Origin of the sequence: Actinomarinicola tropica (genome assembly GCF_009650215.1) — a bacterium.
GTDB classification, from domain to species: domain Bacteria; phylum Actinomycetota; class Acidimicrobiia; order Acidimicrobiales; family SKKL01; genus Actinomarinicola; species Actinomarinicola tropica.
This window is the reverse complement of sequence record NZ_CP045851.1, coordinates 570706-587243: the sequence shown is the minus strand read 5'-3', so window position 1 is coordinate 587243 and position 16538 is coordinate 570706. Positions and strand designations below refer to the sequence as shown.

General features: G+C 70.3%; 20 protein-coding genes. 14 read left to right on the top strand and 6 right to left on the bottom strand.

The window, feature by feature from the left end; genetic code table 11:
- Positions 1 to 91: 91 nt before the first annotated feature.
- Together GH723_RS02970 and GH723_RS02965 are read right to left on the bottom strand one after the other, a co-directional pair.
- Positions 92 to 736: a DUF305 domain-containing protein gene (locus GH723_RS02970; RefSeq protein WP_153758251.1), complete on the bottom strand. Its 645-nt coding sequence runs from the start codon at positions 734 to 736 to the stop codon at positions 92 to 94.
- 64 nt (positions 737 to 800) lie between these two features.
- On the bottom strand, positions 801 to 1328 hold the full coding sequence (locus GH723_RS02965) for a rhodanese-like domain-containing protein (protein WP_153758250.1): 528 nt from the start codon (positions 1326 to 1328) through the stop codon (positions 801 to 803).
- 145 nt (positions 1329 to 1473) lie between these two features.
- On the opposite strand from GH723_RS02965, the gene GH723_RS02960 reads away from it, so the two are divergent.
- The 10 genes from GH723_RS02960 to GH723_RS02915 all read left to right on the top strand — a co-directional run bounded on the left by GH723_RS02960 (position 1474) and on the right by GH723_RS02915 (position 11732).
- Positions 1474 to 3024, top strand: a complete 1551-nt coding sequence (locus GH723_RS02960; RefSeq protein ID WP_153758249.1) for a multicopper oxidase family protein — start codon at positions 1474 to 1476, stop codon at positions 3022 to 3024.
- Between the two features lie 80 nt (positions 3025 to 3104).
- Positions 3105 to 3251 (top strand): YHS domain-containing protein, encoded by a 147-nt coding sequence (locus GH723_RS02955; protein WP_153758248.1) that lies wholly within the window; start codon positions 3105 to 3107, stop codon positions 3249 to 3251.
- 4 nt (positions 3252 to 3255) lie between these two features.
- Positions 3256 to 3618 (top strand): NADH-quinone oxidoreductase subunit A, encoded by a 363-nt coding sequence (locus GH723_RS02950; RefSeq protein WP_153758247.1) that lies wholly within the window; start codon positions 3256 to 3258, stop codon positions 3616 to 3618.
- Positions 3619 to 3653: 35 nt separating this feature from the next.
- Positions 3654 to 4925: an NADH-quinone oxidoreductase subunit D-related protein gene (locus tag GH723_RS02945; RefSeq protein WP_153758246.1), complete on the top strand. Its 1272-nt coding sequence runs from the start codon at positions 3654 to 3656 to the stop codon at positions 4923 to 4925.
- The gene (locus tag GH723_RS02940) at positions 4922 to 5857 is read left to right on the top strand and encodes a complex I subunit 1 family protein (RefSeq protein ID WP_195210488.1); all 936 of its coding nucleotides are present in this window, start codon (positions 4922 to 4924) and stop codon (positions 5855 to 5857) included. Before GH723_RS02945 ends, GH723_RS02940 begins: the two co-directional genes overlap by 4 nt.
- Positions 5854 to 6423: an NADH-quinone oxidoreductase subunit J family protein gene (locus GH723_RS02935; RefSeq protein ID WP_229022999.1), complete on the top strand. Its 570-nt coding sequence runs from the start codon at positions 5854 to 5856 to the stop codon at positions 6421 to 6423. Before GH723_RS02940 ends, GH723_RS02935 begins: the two co-directional genes overlap by 4 nt.
- Entirely contained in the window at positions 6420 to 6725 is a 306-nt protein-coding gene (nuoK, locus tag GH723_RS02930) for an NADH-quinone oxidoreductase subunit NuoK (RefSeq protein ID WP_153758244.1), read from the top strand. The genes GH723_RS02935 and nuoK overlap by 4 nt, the downstream gene beginning before the upstream one ends.
- On the top strand, positions 6722 to 8722 hold the full coding sequence (locus GH723_RS02925; protein WP_153758243.1) for an NADH-quinone oxidoreductase subunit 5 family protein: 2001 nt from the start codon (positions 6722 to 6724) through the stop codon (positions 8720 to 8722). Before nuoK ends, GH723_RS02925 begins: the two co-directional genes overlap by 4 nt.
- A 28-nt stretch (positions 8723 to 8750) precedes the next feature.
- Positions 8751 to 10265, top strand: a complete 1515-nt coding sequence (locus GH723_RS02920; RefSeq protein WP_153758242.1) for a complex I subunit 4 family protein — start codon at positions 8751 to 8753, stop codon at positions 10263 to 10265.
- 18 nt (positions 10266 to 10283) lie between these two features.
- Entirely contained in the window at positions 10284 to 11732 is a 1449-nt protein-coding gene (locus GH723_RS02915; RefSeq protein ID WP_229022998.1) for an NADH-quinone oxidoreductase subunit N, read from the top strand.
- Positions 11733 to 11945: 213 nt separating this feature from the next.
- On the opposite strand, the gene GH723_RS02910 is transcribed toward GH723_RS02915, so the two are convergent.
- The 4 genes from GH723_RS02910 to GH723_RS02895 form a co-directional block, all read right to left on the bottom strand.
- Positions 11946 to 13337, bottom strand: a complete 1392-nt coding sequence (locus GH723_RS02910; protein WP_195210487.1) for an NAD(P)/FAD-dependent oxidoreductase — start codon at positions 13335 to 13337, stop codon at positions 11946 to 11948.
- A 183-nt stretch (positions 13338 to 13520) separates the two neighbouring features.
- Entirely contained in the window at positions 13521 to 13667 is a 147-nt protein-coding gene (locus GH723_RS02905; RefSeq protein WP_153758240.1) for a YHS domain-containing protein, read from the bottom strand.
- A 77-nt stretch (positions 13668 to 13744) separates the two neighbouring features.
- Entirely contained in the window at positions 13745 to 14071 is a 327-nt protein-coding gene (locus GH723_RS02900) for a hypothetical protein (RefSeq protein ID WP_153758239.1), read from the bottom strand.
- 101 nt (positions 14072 to 14172) lie between these two features.
- Complete coding sequence (locus GH723_RS02895; protein WP_153758238.1) at positions 14173 to 14565, bottom strand: hypothetical protein; 393 nt, start codon at positions 14563 to 14565, stop codon at positions 14173 to 14175.
- A 201-nt stretch (positions 14566 to 14766) separates the two neighbouring features.
- On the opposite strand from GH723_RS02895, the gene GH723_RS02890 reads away from it, so the two are divergent.
- The 4 genes from GH723_RS02890 to GH723_RS02875 are packed head-to-tail and all read left to right on the top strand — an operon-like array spanning position 14767 to position 16325.
- On the top strand, positions 14767 to 15231 hold the full coding sequence (locus GH723_RS02890) for a hypothetical protein (protein WP_153758237.1): 465 nt from the start codon (positions 14767 to 14769) through the stop codon (positions 15229 to 15231).
- Complete coding sequence (locus tag GH723_RS02885; protein ID WP_153758236.1) at positions 15216 to 15647, top strand: hypothetical protein; 432 nt, start codon at positions 15216 to 15218, stop codon at positions 15645 to 15647. The genes GH723_RS02890 and GH723_RS02885 overlap by 16 nt, the downstream gene beginning before the upstream one ends.
- Positions 15648 to 15651: 4 nt before the next feature.
- Entirely contained in the window at positions 15652 to 15897 is a 246-nt protein-coding gene (locus tag GH723_RS02880) for a metal-sensitive transcriptional regulator (protein ID WP_153758235.1), read from the top strand.
- Positions 15894 to 16325, top strand: coding sequence for a hypothetical protein (locus GH723_RS02875; RefSeq protein ID WP_153758234.1), 432 nt, complete (start codon positions 15894 to 15896; stop codon positions 16323 to 16325). The genes GH723_RS02880 and GH723_RS02875 overlap by 4 nt, the downstream gene beginning before the upstream one ends.
- Positions 16326 to 16538: the final 213 nt, after the last annotated feature.

Genomic DNA, 16538 nt, shown 5'->3' with positions numbered 1-16538 from the left:
GGGGGTAATTGCTACTGCCTGAGCTCTGTACCGATCTACCTCACCTTGCTGCCGAACCAAGGATCTACTGAGAGCGCAGGTTCCTGAGCTGCTACTCGGCTGCCGCACCAAAGTCTGCGAGGAGCTGCTCCATCTCCTCGACCTCGGCCTCCTGATCGGCGACGACATCCTCCGCGAGAGCGAGCACGTCGGGATGGGAGCCGTCGATCTGGACCTCGCGCGCCATCGAAATGGCTCCTCGGTGGTGCTGGATCATCATCTCCAGGAACATGCGGTCGAACTCGGGGCCGCTCGCAGCTTCCAGCTGCCCCATGTCCTCCTCGGACATCATCCCCATGCTGTCGCCGCCGCCCATGTCCATGTCGCCATGGTCCATGTCGCCGCTCGCGCCAGCGGCATCCTCACCCCAGGCTTCCAGCCACTCCTGCATCCGATCGATCTCGGGTTGCTGGGCCTCGCCGATGCGCGTGGCCAGCGACCGCACCTCCTCGGCCTCGGCCCGGTCCTCCGCGAGCGCAGCCATCTCGATGGCCTGCTCGTGATGGACGATCATCGCCTTCGTGAACTCGACGTCGGCCTGGTTCGGCTCGGCTGCGCCGGAGCCGTCGGCCCCGTCCTGCTCTGCAGCCGGAGGCGCCATGGCAGGGTCGTCGCTGCTGTCCGCGCCGCACGCCGCGAGGAAGAAGGCGGCGGCGACCAGGATGAGGAGGGGGCGGCGATGGCGGGGGGTGGTCATGGGGTGAGCCTTCCGGAGCGTTCGTACGACACGTCGTCGTAGGCTCGCACGCCGGGACCCCTGCTCAAGTCGCCGACCGATCGGCGCGACCGTCTGGGTCAGACTGCTGGCGGAGGACGGGCATGCCTGCCGCCTCCCACGCATCCATCCCACCTCGCAGGTGTGCCACGTCGGTGTAGCCGGCGCTGACGAGTGAATCGGAGGCGGTCGCCGACATCCGGCCCGTCTGGCAGTACAGGAGGATCGGGGTGCCCTTGTCAGACGGCAGGCTCGGGTCGCCGGCGATCTCGTCGTAGGGGATGGACGCATCGGTGCCGTCGATCTCGCCGTCGTAGGGCCGGTGCACGTTCACCACGAACGCTCCTTGGGCCATTCGGGACTGGAACTCGTCGACCGAGAGTCCACCGTCAGCCATGGCAGCGTGGTCCATCGAATCCATCGAACCCTGGTTGCCGGACGGACCGTGATCCATGCCCGGCATGCCCAGGACGAGATACGCAAGGAACAGTGCGGCGGCGACGGCGCCGGCGACAACGAGCGTACGTCCGCTGTGTTCGGCCGGGCGGCCGGCGGGGTCGAGATCATCGGACATGGCGGGAACGCTACGACAACAGGTCGTAGCACTTCCGGTCGCCCTCACTCCGTAGTCACCCACGAGCGACCCCGTACTGGCACCGGATGGTGGAGCGTGCGCTCAGAGCGATGATCTGGACAGTTGGACCGAGAAGGGACCCCACATGGTGAATCGATCCTTGCGACGTCTCGCGATCGCGACAGCCTTGCTGTTCACCGCCGCAGCGGTGTGGGCCGGCACGACGCGACCCTGGGACGACGCGGCGCCGGCGACCGAGGCAACCACCCCAGCGTCCGCCGTGCAGCCGATCGGCCCCGAAGACGAGCCCGTCCTCGCCGCTGAGCGCGCTCGCCGCACGAGCGACGGGACGGTGCGTGACGTCGAGTTGACCGCGGCCCCGGCATCGGTCGACCTCGGAGGGCAGACGGTCGAGACCTGGGCGTTCAACGGGGCGGTCCCCGGCCCGGAGATCCGGCTTCGTGAGGGCGAGGTCCTGCGGGCCGTCGTGCGAAACGGCCTTCCCGAGCCACTGACGATGCACTGGCACGGGATCGCGCTCCGCAACGACATGGACGGAGTGCCGGATCTGACCCAGGAGGCGATCTCGCCGGGTGCTTCGTTCACGTACGAGTTCACCGTGCCCGACGCCGGGACCTACTTCTACCACCCCCACACCGGCACGCAGCTCGATCGTGGGCTCTACGGTGCCCTCATCGTCGAGGACGAGCTCGCCCCCGCCGAAGACGGCGCGAATGACGTCACGGTGCTCCTCGATGACTGGCTCGACGGACTCGGACAGGAACCCGACGAGGTCCTGGAAGGCCTCACCGGCGGCGGTGGCGGGCACGACATGGGTGCGATGGACGACATGGACATGGGCGCCGCAGCGATGGACGACATGGAGATGGCTTCCCCCGGCCGCCCGCTCGGCGGCGACACCAGCGACGTGGACTACCCCCTCTACCTGGTCAACGGCAAGTCCGCGCCCGAGCTGCCAGTAGGCGCTGGCCCGCTTCGACTCCGACTGGTCAACGCTGGTTCCGACACCCCGTTCCGGGTGGCGGTCGGCGGCGCCAGGCTGACGGTGGTCGCCACGGACGGCTTCCCGGTCCGGCCCGTCACGGTCGACGCGCTCGTGATCGGCATGGGTGAGCGATACGACGTGATGGTCGACGTCCCTGGAGGTTCCGGGTTGCCGTTGGTGGCCACGGTCGAGGGCGGCGACGGCGGGGCGCGGGCGCTCCTGCGCTCCGGGCCGGAGACGATCCCGACAGCAGGGTCACGTCCAAGCGAGCTGGACGGTGATCTGCTCAGGCTCGAGGATCTCGTCGCCGCCGACGACGTCAGGCTGCGCCCCGAGACGCCCGACCGCACCTTTGAGATCAGCATGCGGGGCGACATGCAGGCATACCAGTGGGCTCTCGACGCCCCGGCGGAGGACGGCACCTCCATGCCGGTTCGCGAGGGCGAACGGATTCGGATGGTCTTCCGCAACGACACCATGATGTGGCACCCGATCCACCTGCACGGCCACACGTTCCAGGTCACTACGGACGGAAAGCCCGGGGCTCGAAAGGATACGGTCATCGTGCCGCCGATGGAGACCGTGGTCGTGGAGTTCGACGCCGACAACCCCGGGGCGTGGGCTCTCCACTGCCACAACATCTACCACGCAGAAGCGGGAATGGTGACCGTGGTGTCCTACGTGCGCTGACTTGGACCCCTCCCGAGCGTGGGACGAAACCATGTAGTAGAACCGGCCCGAGAAAGCCCCCGATTCCGAAGGACGGCACCATGCCCGATGTCAAGGACCCGGTGTGCGGGATGACCATCGCCGAAGCAGACGCGGTGGCCACCGTCGACCACGACGGATCGACGTACTACTTCTGCAGCCAGGATTGCGCAGAGGAGTTCCGCGAGAACCCCGACGACTACACCTAGCGCCATGTCCGTTCTGGGGCCGGTCGGCGCGGCGCTCGCCGTTTTCGTCTTCGCCACGATCGCGTTCGTGGCGATCCGATCGGCCAGCGATGCCATCGCCGGCGTGGGCGAGACGGCCCCGGAGCGGACGCCGTTCCTCGGCGGCCACGAACCGGAGGTCCATGCGTGGAGTCGGTTCCACGCTCGCTACTACGTGATGGCGCTGCTGTTCCTGGCCTTCGACATGGAGATGGTGTTCATGTACCCGTGGGCCGTCGTGTTCGTCCGGGAGGGTGGCATCGCCCTCGCCGAGATGGGCATGTTCATCACGATCCTGCTCGTGGGGGTGCTCTACGCCTGGCGGGAGCGCGCGCTGCGGTGGGCCTGAGGGCCGCCGTCGGGCGTGTGGCGGCCCGAGCCCCCGTGCCGGTGTTCGCCGTGGCAGGCGCCGGTGCCCGGGCCCACGTGGATGGCCTCCTGCTTCAGGATCGGTTGCACCTCGTCGACTCCCCGGCTGCAGCGAACGTCCTGCTGCTTGCCGGTTGGGTGCCCGCTCAGCTCGCCACGGAGGTGGCACGCCTGCACGACGGGCTGTCACGACCACGCGTGAGCCTGTGGTGGTCGCTGGGTTCGCGCAGCGCTCCACCAGCGCCAACGACGGTGGAGGTGCACGAGGACGATCCCACCCGCCTGGTCGACGCCGTACTCGAGACCCACCGTCGGCTGCTCGTCGGCGCGCTCCGTTCCAGTCCTCCGGCGATGCCGGACGAGGAGGCCGCCCCCTGGCGTGGTGTCGGCCCGTACGGGCAGGGCGGGACGGGGATGACGGGTGGGGTGCCCTACGGGCGCCCGATGGCTGGTGTCGCACCGGACCGGGACGGCCTGCGCCTCGACCAGCTCACCGTCCGCATCGGCCCGTTCTTCGCGCGCTTCCCGACCGGTCTCGTGCTCGAGATCCTGCTCCAGGGCGACGTGGTCCAGCAGGCGAACGTCGTCGTGACCACCGATCCGGCGACACTCGAGGCCGATCTCCGGACCCCCTTCCATAACGCTCTCGACACCCCGGTACTGGTGTCGGTCCTGGAGCTGGAGCGTGCCCGGTCGCACCTTCGCTCGATCGCCTCGGCGCTCGTTGCGCAGCAACTGCCTTCGCTCGCGCGACGGGTTCTCCGACTCGCGAAACACGTCCACCCGGACCGAGGCGAGGACGTGCAGCGGTTGCACCATCTCCTGCGCCGGTCACAGATGCTGGGCTGGGCCACCAGGGGGGTCGGCCCGATTCTGGCCGACCAGCTCGAGGGCACGGCCACCGGACCCGTCGCCCGCGCGTCCGGTGTCGACCAGGACGAGCGAGTCGCCGATCCCGCCTACGTCGGAATCGGTTTCGAACCGATCGTCCACGACGGCGGTGACGTCCGCTCCCGCATCGCCCAGCGGCTCGCCGAAGCCCACCAGGCTCTGCAGCTGGCCAGTCGTGCCGGCGATCGCCGCCACGATCCCGAGGCACCCTTGGAGTCGCCGCGGGGCCGGCTCGCCGTCGGCGACACACCGGCGCAGCGGCTACTCCCGCTGCTTCCGGCCGTGCTGGAAGGCATGGAATGGGGCGACGCGGTGTCAACCGTGGTGAGCCTGGACCTCGACACCGACGAGGTCCTGGCCATGCGCTCCCCGGACCGGGAGCTGCCGGTCCCGTGAGGGCCTACCTGGAACCTGGTGCAGCGGTCGGCGCCGTGGCCGTCGCCATGGCGGTCGGCGTCTACGTCGTGGCGGTCATCGACGGCACCGCCGGTCGCCTGGCCGGCGGAACGGGCCGCAGCGACCTCGGCGCGGTCCTCCTCGATCCGCTCCGCACCGTGGCGGTCCTCGCCACCCAGCGGCGACGCCGCACCGAGCGCCCCGATGCGCCTGGATGGGCACTCGCCCCGGGTCTGCTGGGTGGGCTTGCCGCCACCGGGCTCGCCGTCGTCCCTGTCGGCCCCGGCGCTGCGGTGGCGGACCCGAGCACCGGGTTCGTCGTTTTCGCCACCGCCATCGCGTTCGTGATGATCGCCGTGTTCCTCCATGGCTGGTCCCCCAACTCATTGTTTCCGTTGATCGGGGCGTACCGCTACGGCGCCCAGGCACTGTCCCTCCAGATCCCGTTCCTGCTCGCGATGCTGGCCACCGCCCTCCCGGCGGAGTCGTTGGCGGTGATGGACATCGTCCAGGCCCAGGAGGACCTTTGGAACGTGGTCCGACAGCCGCTGGGGCTGCCGATCTACCTCATGGTCGGCATCGGGGTGAGCTTCTGGGGCCCGTTGAACCTGCCCGACGGCGCCGACCTCGTCGGCGGAACGTCGGCGGAGGACGCCGGCACCGACCGGCTCGCCTGGGAGCTGGCCCGGGCCGCCATGCTCTTCGCGATCGCCTCGATGGGAGCAGCGGCGTTCCTCGGTGGCTGGTGGGGTCCGCTGCTGCCTGGACCGGCCTGGATGGCACTCAAGACGCTGTTCCTGCTCGTCGTGATGGTCGGCAGCCGGCACCTCGTGGCACGCGTCCGCATCGAACCGTTCGTGGTCGCGTGCTGGGCCGTGTTCATCCCGCTGGCGTTGGTCAACATCTTCGTGAGCGGAGCGCTCCTGCTGTGAACCGGTCGTTGGTCGTGGACGTGCTGTTCTGGTGCTTCGCCGCCGGAAGTGTGGTCACCGGGTACCTGGTGTTCCGAACCGACTCCATGGTCAGGGCTGCGTTCTGGCTGCTCGCCTCGTTCGTCGGCGTGGGCGCCATCCTCGTGCTGCTGGCTGCGGAGTTCCTCGGTGTGGTGCTGATCCTGATGATGGCCGGCGAGATGCTGATCATGGCGGTCGTGATGGTCATGTTCATGATGAACCCCGCCGGCTTGAACCCGATGTTCATGGTGCACCAGCACCGCTTCGCCGTGGCCGCCGGCGTCGTGTCGTTCGCCGGCTTGTCCGTCGTCGCCCTCACGGCCGACTTCCCCGACCAGCCGGTCGATGCCTCGGTCGATGCGACCGCCGAGCTCGGCTTCGAGCTGCTCGGCGACTCGATGCTGGTGTTCCAGACCGCCGGCGTCGCCCTGCTCGCCACGATGATCGGCGCGATCGCGTTGGCCAGCCGCAACGGCCGGTTCGGCACGTCCGATGAGGGGTCGCGGGAGCCGGCGCTGGAGATCGAGGAGTTGGAGTCGCCGTGACCCTCGAAACCGTGCTCGTTGTCGCCGCGGCGCTGTTCGCCGTCGGCCTCTACGGGGCGATCAGCCAGCAGTCGTTCGTCATGCTGATGATGGGCCTCGAGCTGATGATCAACGGCGCCCTGCTCGCGCTCATCGCGCTCTGGGCACTCAGCACTGGAGGCAACCCGCAGGGGCAGATGCTGGCGATCGTGTTCATGACCGTGATGGCGATCGAGATGGCGCTCGGGTTCGCCCTCATCACCAATGTGTACCGGGTGCGCCGGGCCGACATCACCGAGAAGCTGCGGAAGCTCAAGGGATGACGGTCGCCCTCCTCGTGCTCCTTCCCGTCCTGGGGTCCGCGTCGGTCCTCGGGTTGCGCCGCCGTCCCCACGGCGTCGGTGCCGCTGCGGTCGGCGCAGCGGTCGCAACCCTCGCCGCCGCCATGGTGGCGGCCTGGGCCGAGCCGAGGCTGGCGTGGCGCTGGAGTGACACCCTCGAGCTGAGCGTCGCGGTCGACGGCTTCGCCCGGGTCATGGTGGTCCTGATCCCGGTTGTGGCGGCACCCGTGCTGGCCTACGCGGCCGCCACCGTCGAGGAGGGCCGGACCCGGCTGCTCGCCCTCATGCTCGGTTTCGTGGCTGCCATGGAGCTCCTCGTCGTGGCGTCCGACCTGCTCACCCTGCTGCTGGCGTGGGAGCTGATCGGTGCGTTCTCGTGGGCACTCATCGGGCACGGCTGGCGGGAACGGTCCAACGGTGCCGCTGCGGCCCAGGCGTTCATCACGACCCGGATCGGTGACCTCGGGCTCTACGTGGCCGCTGGCACGACGTTCGCTGCGACGGGCGGGCTCGGATACGACGACCTCGCCGCCGTCGACGGCGCCCGCCAGGATGCCCTCGCCGCAGGCCTGCTGCTCGCCGTCGCAGCCAAATCGGCCCAGCTGCCGTTCTCGCCGTGGTTGTTCTCGGCGATGGCGGGCCCGACACCGGTGTCGGCGCTCCTGCACTCGGCGACCCTGGTCTCGGCGGGCGCCTACCTCCTCATCCGTGTGGCGCCCTCGCTTGAGCCGGTCGGGTGGTTCCTGCCCGCCGTCGCCGGCCTCGGGATGGCGACCGCACTGGCGGGCGGGGTGAGCGCCGCGCTGCAGTCCCAGGCCAAACGGGTCCTGGCCGCCTCCACGTCGGCGCAGTACGGGCTGATGTTCGTGGCCGTCGGCGCCGGTTCGACCGCCGCCGCCGGCGCTCAGCTCGTCACCCACGCCGCGTTCAAGTCCCTGTTGTTCCTCGGCGCCGGGGTGGCGATACATGCGGCGGGCAGCGGCGACCTGGGCGCCATGAGGCTGGGACGGGTGCTGCCCCGCACCGCTGGGCTGTCCCTCGTGGGTGTCGCCGCCCTCGCCGCCATCCCGCCGCTCGGCGGAGCCTGGTCGAAGCAGGAGATCGGTGCGGCCGCGGCGCACAGCAGCGTGTGGCTCCTCCTCGGCGTGCTCGTCGCCGGCGCCCTGAGCGTCGTGTACGCCTTCCGGTACCAGGTCCTCGCCTTCGGGCGCGGTCCCGACAACGACATCGGTCGCCGAGTCGAGGCACAACCGACGACAGCGGAACGTTGGTCGCTCGGCGTCCTCGCCGCCATCACCGTGGCGCTCTCCGTGCTGTGGCTCCCGGGCAGCAGCGAGGTCCTGGAGCGGGTCACGGGCGGCCAGCTGTACGAAGCCCCCCTGTGGGAGCTGACCGTGACCCTCGCCGTCACCGGCACCGCCGCCGCCGGTGTGTTCCGGGCGTGGCGAGCGCACCGCCTGGACCCGTCAGCACGCGAGGGTCGAGCGGCGGTGGTCGCCGACTGGTACGGCCTCGCTCGGCTGAGCCGGGTGGCCGTGGTCGAGCCGACGCTGGCGCTCTCCCGTGGCCTCGCCCGCTTCGACGACCGGGTCGTGGACGCCGGGGTCCGTGGCGCCGAGCAGCTCACCCGGAGGCTGTCCCGGGTGGTCTGGGGACGCGCCGAGTGGAGCCTCGACGCCTTCGTGCACGGCCTGGCTGGGGCGGTGGGCCTCGGGGCCCGCGGGACCCGCACGGCTGACGAGCGCTCCGTCGACGGCGCCGTCCGTGCACTCGCGGCCCTCACGCTGAAGGGCGCCGACGCCTCCGGTGTCGCCGACGACCGCGTCGTCGACGGTGCGGTCGAGGGCTCGGCATGGCTCGTCGGGGTCGGCGGCCATGCGAGCCGCAAGCTGCAGACCGGCCAAGCCCACCACTACTACGCCATCGTGGCGGTGGGCTTCGTCGTCGCCGCCGCAGTCCTGCTGGCCCTGACGAGCTGAACCCGACACCGACGCTCATGGAGCTCCCGTGCTGACCCTCGCCATCTTCCTGCCGATCGCTGCCGCCGCCGTGTTCGCCCTCCTCCCCCGGCGGTTGCGATCCGACGTCGACCCGGCACGCGACGATCCCTGGACGTCCCGGCTCCGTCTGGTCGCCAGCGTCGTCGGCGCCGTGCCACTGCTCATCCTCCTCGGCGCCTGGGCCCGCTTCGACGGCGGTGGCGGCTTCGAGCTCGTCGAGTCCAGCGAGTGGATCCCGACGCTCGGGGTCGGCTACCGGGTCGGCATCGACGGGCTGTCACTCCCACTCGCCCTCATGACCGCCTTCGTGTTCGCTGTCGCCATCGCCTATCCGGTCGACCTGCGGGGCCGGCCGGGCCCCTACTACGCGCTCATGCTCTTCCTCGAGGGCGTGTCGGTCGGCCTCTTCCTGTCACTCGACCTGTTCCTGTTCTTCGTGTTCTGGGACCTGAGCCTGGTCGGCATCTACTTCCTGATCGGCGCCTGGGGGCACGGTGACGCCCGACGCTCGGCCCTGAAGTTCTTCGTCTACACGTTCGCCGGTTCGCTCGCTCTCCTGCTCGCCATCCTCGGCCTGTACCTCGCCACCGAACCACGGACCTTCGACATGGCCGAGATCATCCGCCAGCAACCGCTGCCCGCAGGCGGGGTGTACGCGACCCTCGTCTTCCTCGGGTTCTTCATCGGCTTCGGGGTCAAGACACCGGTCGTCCCCTTCCACACCTGGCTCCCGCCCGCCCACGTCGACGCGCCCGGACCGGCCTCGGCCGTCCTCGCCGGCGTGCTGCTGAAGATGGGCACGTACGGCTTCGTCCGGGTCCTCATGTCCATGCAGCCCGAGACGTTCGCTCGCTTCGCGTTCCCGATCGGCGTGGTCGCCGTCGTCTCCATCGTCTACGGCGCCCTTGTCGCCATGGCCCAGACCAACCTCAAGCGGCTCATCGCCTACACCAGCGTCAACCACATGGGCTACGTGATGCTCGGGTTGGCGGCTGCGGGCGCCAGCATCGCCGGACAGGAGGACGCCCAGGCACTGGCCCTGACCGGCGCGACGCTGGAGATGGTCGCGCACGGTCTCATCACCGGCGCGCTGTTCCTCGTCAGCGGGTCGATCCTCGCCCGAGGCGACACCTACGAGATGGACGCGTACGGCGGCCTCGCCGGCCGAGCCCCGGCGCTCACCGGCATCACCGTCGTCGCGGCCTTCGCCAGCCTCGGCCTCCCCGGGCTTGCCGGGTTCGTCGCCGAGTTCCAGGTCTTCGCCGGCGCCCTCGCCGTCTACCCCTGGCTCGCCGGCATCGGTCTGCTCGGCATCGTCATCACCGCAGCGCTGTTCCTGCGCATGCTCCAGCAGGTCTTCCTCGGCCCACTCCCGGAACGGTGGACCGAGTGGCCGGACCTCGGGTGGATCGAGCGCCTGACCCTCGGCACCCTGATCCTCCTCATCATCGGGATCGGCGTCGCTCCGGCTCTGCTGCTCGACGTCATCGACACCTTCGCCGGCCCCTTCGTCGGCCGGTAGCGCACGGCGGTCGACGAGTTGGACGACACCATGGGCTCGGCAGGCATGGACATGGCGTCCATGCTGGGCGACGTCATCCCCGAGCTGGTGCTCGTCGTCGGCGGTGTTGTCGTCCTGCTCTACGCACTGGCCGTGCCTCGACGCCTCCAGAGCGGCGCAGCCGTCCTGGCCCTGCTGACGGTCGCCGTCGCCGCCGCGACCACGATCCCGATGCTGGACGGGCCCGAGGCCTACACGTTCGCCGAGACCTACGCCCGTGATCTGCCGGCCGTCTGGGCCAAGCTGATCGTCCTGGCGGCGACCGCAGCCGTGATCGCGCTCTCGCTTCCCTGGTTCCGCAGCGATCCCCGCAGCGGCGAGTACTACACCCTGCTGCTGTTCTCCGCCCTCGGCGCCGTGCTCCTCGCCGGTGCGACGGACCTCAAGCAGTTCGTCGTCTCGATGCTGCTGTCGTCTGCGACCGGCTACGTCCTCACCGCCTACCACCGGTTGTCCCGGGCCTCGGCTGAAGCGGGCATCAAGTACTTCCTGCTCGGGGCCCTCACCAGCGCCAGCATGCTGATCGGCGTCGCCTACCTCTTCGGTCTCGGCGGAACGACGACGCTGCCCGGCCTACGCACCGGCCTGACCTCGACGAGTGGACCCGGCTTGGCCGTGGCCGCCGCCCTGGTCGTCGTTGCGGTGGCGTTCAAGCTCGGCGCCGTGCCGGCACACGCGTGGATGCCCGATGTCGCCGAGGGTGCGCCCGCGCCCGTCGCCGCGTTCGTGACGTCCGTGCCCAAGGTCGGCGCGTTCCTGTTCCTCGCCCGGCTGGTGCTGGTCCTGCCGCCGGACGGGCTCGGATGGCGACCGCTCGTCGCCGTGATCGCCGCAACCACGATGACGCTCGGCAACCTGGCGGCGCTGTGGCAGGACGACGTGCGACGCCTCCTGGGCTGGTCCTCGGTCTCCCAGACCGGCTACGGCCTGCTGGCCATCGTCGCCGTACAACGCAGCGAACTCGCGCTCCCGTCGCTGCTGTACTTCCTCCTCGCCTACGTGCTCGCCAACGTCGCAGCCTTCGGCGTCGTCGTACAACTCCGGGGACGCACCGACCGACTCACCTACGCAGGGTTGGCACGCGCCCGTCCGCTCCTGGCCGCCACGCTGACCATCACACTGCTCTCCTTCATCGGCGTGCCCCCACTCGCTGGCTTCGCCGCCAAGCTGAGCCTGTTCGCCGCCGCCATCGACGCAGGCTACGGCTGGCTCGCGGTCCTGGGAGCGATCAACACGGTGGTGTCCATCGCGTACTACGCCCGCGTGATCGCCCCGATGTACTTCGACGACCTCGCCGGTCCGGTGCCGGTTCTCAGCCGTACTGCCGGGTTCGCTGCTGTCATCACTGGCTCACTGGTGGTGCTGGTCGGCGTCGGCGCAGAACTACTCTTCCGTGCATTCGACGGCATCCAGCTACTTCCCAGCTGACGGGACGCAGCTTGGCCGTCTGGGATAGCTCATCACCCGCGACACCTCCGGCTTCTCAGAACGCCGGCTCATGCTGTTCCCGCCTGCGTTCGCCTACCGGGGGCTTCGCCCGGCAGGACGCTGCACGCGTGGTTGCCGGGGCGGCGGCCATGACGGTTCACCTGGGCCCGAGCACGACGCTGCCCGTGTCGCGCGTTCGTCGGAAGCCGTTCCTCAACCGGTGGCGAGGGCGATCAGCTCGTGCCTGGTGGGCAGGGGTTCCACCGTCGACCGGCGAGCGGCGCGGGCTACTCGCCGGAGGAACCCGTCCGCCGCGAACACCTCGGTGCCAGGAGCGATGAGGCCGGCGATGCGGTACCAGCCGCGCAGCAGCTCGACGTCGAGGTGGGCGACGTCCTCGAGCATGCGATAGGCGCGCCAGGCGACGTCGCCGCCCTCGTACGGGACGCCGGCCACCGCTGCATCGATCTCGGCGAGCCGGTGGCGGTCGGCCGTCACGATGGCGTCGTAGTGGGGGCCGAGGTCGCGCTCGGTGACATCGTGCCAGGCGAGCGAGAACCGCGCAGGGTCAGCCAGTCCCACCGCGCGGAGCGTGTCCCGGAGCGCGACGGCGTGAAGGATCGCAAGGGTGGTCCCGCGGCCCAGCGTCGGGTTCGTCGACGCCCATGCGTCCGCCAGCGGGACAACACCGGTGACGAGCGGTCGGCTGTCGCGGCACAGCGTGCGGCGTCGGTCCTCGAGGCGGGTCATGACGTCGACCCCCGTGATCGGCTCCCCCTCGACCCAGCGCACGACCGGCCCGAGGGCGCGCGCCACCGCCATCCACCTGTCGGGGCGGTGGAGCGAACGCAGCTCCTCGTCACGGGAGCTGGTGATGAGCCCCACGCCCCAGGTGCCCGCCTCTGCCGGGAGGAGGAGCACGGACAGCGACCCGAAGTGACGAAGCAACGGCGCGGAAAGGGCGGGCATTGCGCCGTCGCTACTGCGGAAGTGGCGGCTGTGATACACGAAGCCGCTGTCCTCGACGACCTCGGGCACCGGCGGCACACCGATGGCGGCGAGCCACGCCGACAGCGGCGACCTGCGTCCGGTGGCATCGACGACCAGATTGGCGGCAACCTCACCCATCGCCGTGCTCACCCCGGCGACGTCGGGCACCGAACCGGCGGCGGCAGGCGTACGGGTCAAGCCGTTGACGACGACCCCGCGTCGGATCTCGATGCCTGGATGCATGGCTGCCAGCCGCGCGACCACCGCCTCCACGGTCGGCCTCCGCGCCGTCAACGTCACGACGTCGTCGTCGCCTACCCCGGCTCCCGCCATGCCGGCGAGCGGGTCGTGGCGGAGCGCAACCTTCTCGAGCGCGGCACTGAGGGCCGGCAGCTCACGATCGGCGACATGACGGAAGCGGGGCAGCAGGTAGTAGAGCTGCCGGAACTGCGCCACGCCTCGGCGTTCCCACTCGTCCCACGCCCCAGCGGGCTCTCCGGGTGGTTCCGCGCCGTCGCGTTCCAAGACGACGACGCGGTGGCCGTCCTCGGCGAGCAGCAGCGCCGCAAGGAGACCGCCGAGACCGGCGCCTACGACGACGACCTCGCTAGCCACATCGGGCGTTGCAGTTGGGTTCGTGACCAAGACGAAGAGACCTCTCGACGGAGCCATCCCATGACCAAGACCCGATCATCGCCGATGGCGAGCGAGATGCCACTCCGGCGGGTACGCGCGTACCGACGGGCGCACGGTGCCGTGGCGAGGTGTGCTGGTGGCGAGGCGGGGCGGGCCCGGCCGTTACCCTGTCGCGTACTTCTCCGGGTTCGACTCGAACTCCCGCTGGCAGCTCAGTGCGCAGAAGTAGTAGGTGCGGCCCTCGTACTCCGACGTGGCCGATGCGCTGTTCTCGTCGACGTCCATGCCGCAGACCGGATCATTTGCCATGATCGGCTCCTCTCTTCTTCTCGGCTGAGTGTCGCCGGGGACTGACGACAGTGTGTACGACGATCACCGGCGCCGGCTCACCGGCCTGGTCGGGCCAGCATGCGGTCGATGTCGGCCTGGTGCGCCTCGAGGTCGTCGATGAACGCCGGGTCGCTGCTGTGGGTCAGCTGGGCATCGCCGCGGTGGATCTGCGCGTCTGTGTTGGCGTTGGGAGTCGACATGTTTTGGGTCATCTGCGCGTCGCGCTGCAGCTGCTCGTGGTCATAGGTCGAGCTGTAGGTCGACCGGCCCGGGGTGCCGGCGCCACCGTCGGGTTCTGTGACCGCCGCCAGCGTGAACACGCTGCCGAAGAAGAGCACCGCGGTGATAATGAACCTTCGCATTGCCTTGGTCATGATGTTCACCTCCAGCTCGATGCTGCGCTTCTCGCCGGGTGGCCCCATCGGGTCTGGGCCCGGATTCTCGATGCGGGAGAACCCTGAGCGAGACCTGCGGTGAGGTTGCGTCATCGTCCGGCCAGCTGATTCGCGGTCGCGCCGACGTGGGCGGCTAGCCCTGAGGAGGGCGGGCAGTGTTCATGGCGGCATCCGAGGACGGAGCGCATGGTCGGCACGAGCTCCTCGCCGACGTTGTCGCGCGAGACGCACGCCGCGGCACCGCTGGCCAGCGCCGCGGCGCCGTAGCTGGGGTCGGGTTCTGGTCCGATGACGACGACCCGGTCGCGGGGGAAGCTGTCGATGGCGGCCTGACAGCAGGCCGGGAAGTCCCCGGCGTCGACGACGAGGAGGTCGGGTCGGACCCGTTCGATCGCTGCGGGGAGCATCTCACCCGCCGCAACGTCACTCGACGCCCAACAGCAGCACTCGCGGGCCAGCAGCTCCGCGGCGTAGCGTCTCATGACCGGGTGACGGACAGCGACCAGGACCCTCGCGGTGCCGTCGCACACAGGGCAGGGGTCGAAGCTCACCCCGCCATCGTGCGCCGTTCCGCCATCTCCGCCATCAGTTCCCTCTACGGCACCGGCTGCGGATGACTACGTAGTGGACGATCCGTGTCCCGTCCTGATGGCGGCACCGGTCATCGGGCGCACGGTGGGCCCATGTTCGAGCCACGCAGCCTTCGCGCCGGCCTCATCGCCTCGGGAGCGTTCGTCGTCTTCTACGCCGCCGTCGTGGGCGGTGCGTCGCGATCGATCGAGCACCTCGCCGACCAGGCCCGCACCGACTGGTACCTGCTCGTGCCGATCATCGCCGGCTTCGGCGTCCAGGTCGCCCTCATGATCGAGCTTCGCCACCGGCACCGCATGCACGCCCAGGCCATGGCCGCCGGCGGCGCCGGCGCCGGCGCGTCGACGGCCGGGATGGTCGCCTGTTGCGCCCACCACATCGCCGAGCTCGTCCCGCTTCTCGGGGCGACCGGCGCCGCGGCGTTCCTCACCGACTGGCGGATCGCGTTCATGGTGGTCGGCATCGGCATCAACGCGCTCGCCATCGCGATCAGCGCTCGCCGGCTGCGCCAGTTCACCACCGGACCGGAAGGAGAAGTCGCATGCGCCCACGCATGATCCTGACCGTCCTCGCCGTGGTCGCCGCCGCCGCCGTCGGGATCGCCGTCGTCGCCGCGGACGACAGCAACGACGCACCACCCGCCCGTGCGGCCGGCCTCGAGGCGACGACGGTCACCGCGGGCGAGGTCACCGTACGCCTGGAGCCGCACCATCTCGACGCCACCGGCGCCGAGTTCGCCGTCACTCTCGACACCCACTCCGAGGAACTCGACATGGACCTCGTTGCCGGCGCCCGGCTCGTCGTCGGCGACGCCCAGTGGCCCGTGGCGGGGTGGGACGGGGATGGTCCGAGCGGCCACCACCGTGAGGGCCGTCTTCGCTTCGACGCCGCCGGCCCGGCGACCGGGCCCGTCGAGCTGACACTCGATGGCTTCCCCGAGACCGTGACCGCGCAGTGGACGCGGGGCAGGTGACGCCATGGCTGACGAGCTGATCGCCCGACTGCGCCGGGTCGAAGGCCAGGTCCGCGGCATCCAGCGCATGATCGCCAACGCCGCACCGTGCAGCGACGTCCTCACCCAGATCGCGGCGGCACGCGCCGCGCTCGACGCCACCGGGCTCGCTCTCCTCGATGCCCGGCTACACGACTGCCTGGACCACAGCGACGACCACGCCCGCACCGCCGAACTCGTCACCGCCATCGGACGGTTCGTCCGACGATGACCGCCCGACTCCGCGCTGACCTGTTCGTCCAGTTCGCGCGAGCTCACCTGCCCAGCGGCGCCGAACGCGCCGTCTACCGCGTCCTCGCCGGGACGCCCGATCGCGAATGGCTGGCCGGCGAGGTGGCGGCCGCCGCAGGCGCGGACCACCACGAGACCGACCAGGCCCTGCGCCGGTTTGCGTCGGCCGGGATCGTCGCGGACACCCCGAGTCGAGGGCACGGTCACCGCTACCGCTGGCACCCGGCGATGGCCTACCTACGAGGCGGCGAGGTCGACGACACCGCCACCGATCCAGTGTGTGGCATGCCCGTCCCGCCTGGCGTTCCGCACACCGCCAACGACGGCGAGCGGGAGGTCAGGTTCTGCTCGCTGCCGTGCCAGCTCCGATGGACGTCAGACCGCCGCCGGGCCCAGGTGCGGCGCTGATCGAGCCCCGTCCCCGTCGCCGCGGCGGCGTCGTGACACCGAGCCTCGCGGGTCTCCGCTCAACCGATGCCGTCCCGTCGACGAACTCGACCCGGCCATCGAGATTCTCGCCCGCACCCCGCGACTGGGACCGCAGGCCACCGGTTCGCTCACCGCATCTCTCACGGTCGCAGACGAGTAAGAGGCCATTCTCGCAGGCGCATATCCCGACGC

What these genes read in the sequence shown, in the direction of transcription:
- GH723_RS02960 (WP_153758249.1), top strand. Translation starts at nt 1,474, where the DNA reads ATGGTGAATCGATCCTTGCGACGTCTCGCGATCGCGACAGCCTTGCTG.
- GH723_RS02895 (WP_153758238.1), bottom strand. Translation starts at nt 14,565, where the DNA reads ATGAGACGCTACGCCGCGGAGCTGCTGGCCCGCGAGTGCTGCTGTTGG.
- GH723_RS02925 (WP_153758243.1), top strand. Translation starts at nt 6,722, where the DNA reads ATGACGGTCGCCCTCCTCGTGCTCCTTCCCGTCCTGGGGTCCGCGTCG.
- GH723_RS02970 (WP_153758251.1), bottom strand. Translation starts at nt 736, where the DNA reads ATGACCACCCCCCGCCATCGCCGCCCCCTCCTCATCCTGGTCGCCGCC.
- GH723_RS02965 (WP_153758250.1), bottom strand. Translation starts at nt 1,328, where the DNA reads ATGTCCGATGATCTCGACCCCGCCGGCCGCCCGGCCGAACACAGCGGA.
- GH723_RS02905 (WP_153758240.1), bottom strand. Translation starts at nt 13,667, where the DNA reads ATGGCAAATGATCCGGTCTGCGGCATGGACGTCGACGAGAACAGCGCA.
- GH723_RS02955 (WP_153758248.1), top strand. Translation starts at nt 3,105, where the DNA reads ATGCCCGATGTCAAGGACCCGGTGTGCGGGATGACCATCGCCGAAGCA.
- GH723_RS02950 (WP_153758247.1), top strand. Translation starts at nt 3,256, where the DNA reads ATGTCCGTTCTGGGGCCGGTCGGCGCGGCGCTCGCCGTTTTCGTCTTC.
- GH723_RS02885 (WP_153758236.1), top strand. Translation starts at nt 15,216, where the DNA reads ATGCGCCCACGCATGATCCTGACCGTCCTCGCCGTGGTCGCCGCCGCC.
- GH723_RS02890 (WP_153758237.1), top strand. Translation starts at nt 14,767, where the DNA reads ATGTTCGAGCCACGCAGCCTTCGCGCCGGCCTCATCGCCTCGGGAGCG.
- GH723_RS02875 (WP_153758234.1), top strand. Translation starts at nt 15,894, where the DNA reads ATGACCGCCCGACTCCGCGCTGACCTGTTCGTCCAGTTCGCGCGAGCT.
- GH723_RS02880 (WP_153758235.1), top strand. Translation starts at nt 15,652, where the DNA reads ATGGCTGACGAGCTGATCGCCCGACTGCGCCGGGTCGAAGGCCAGGTC.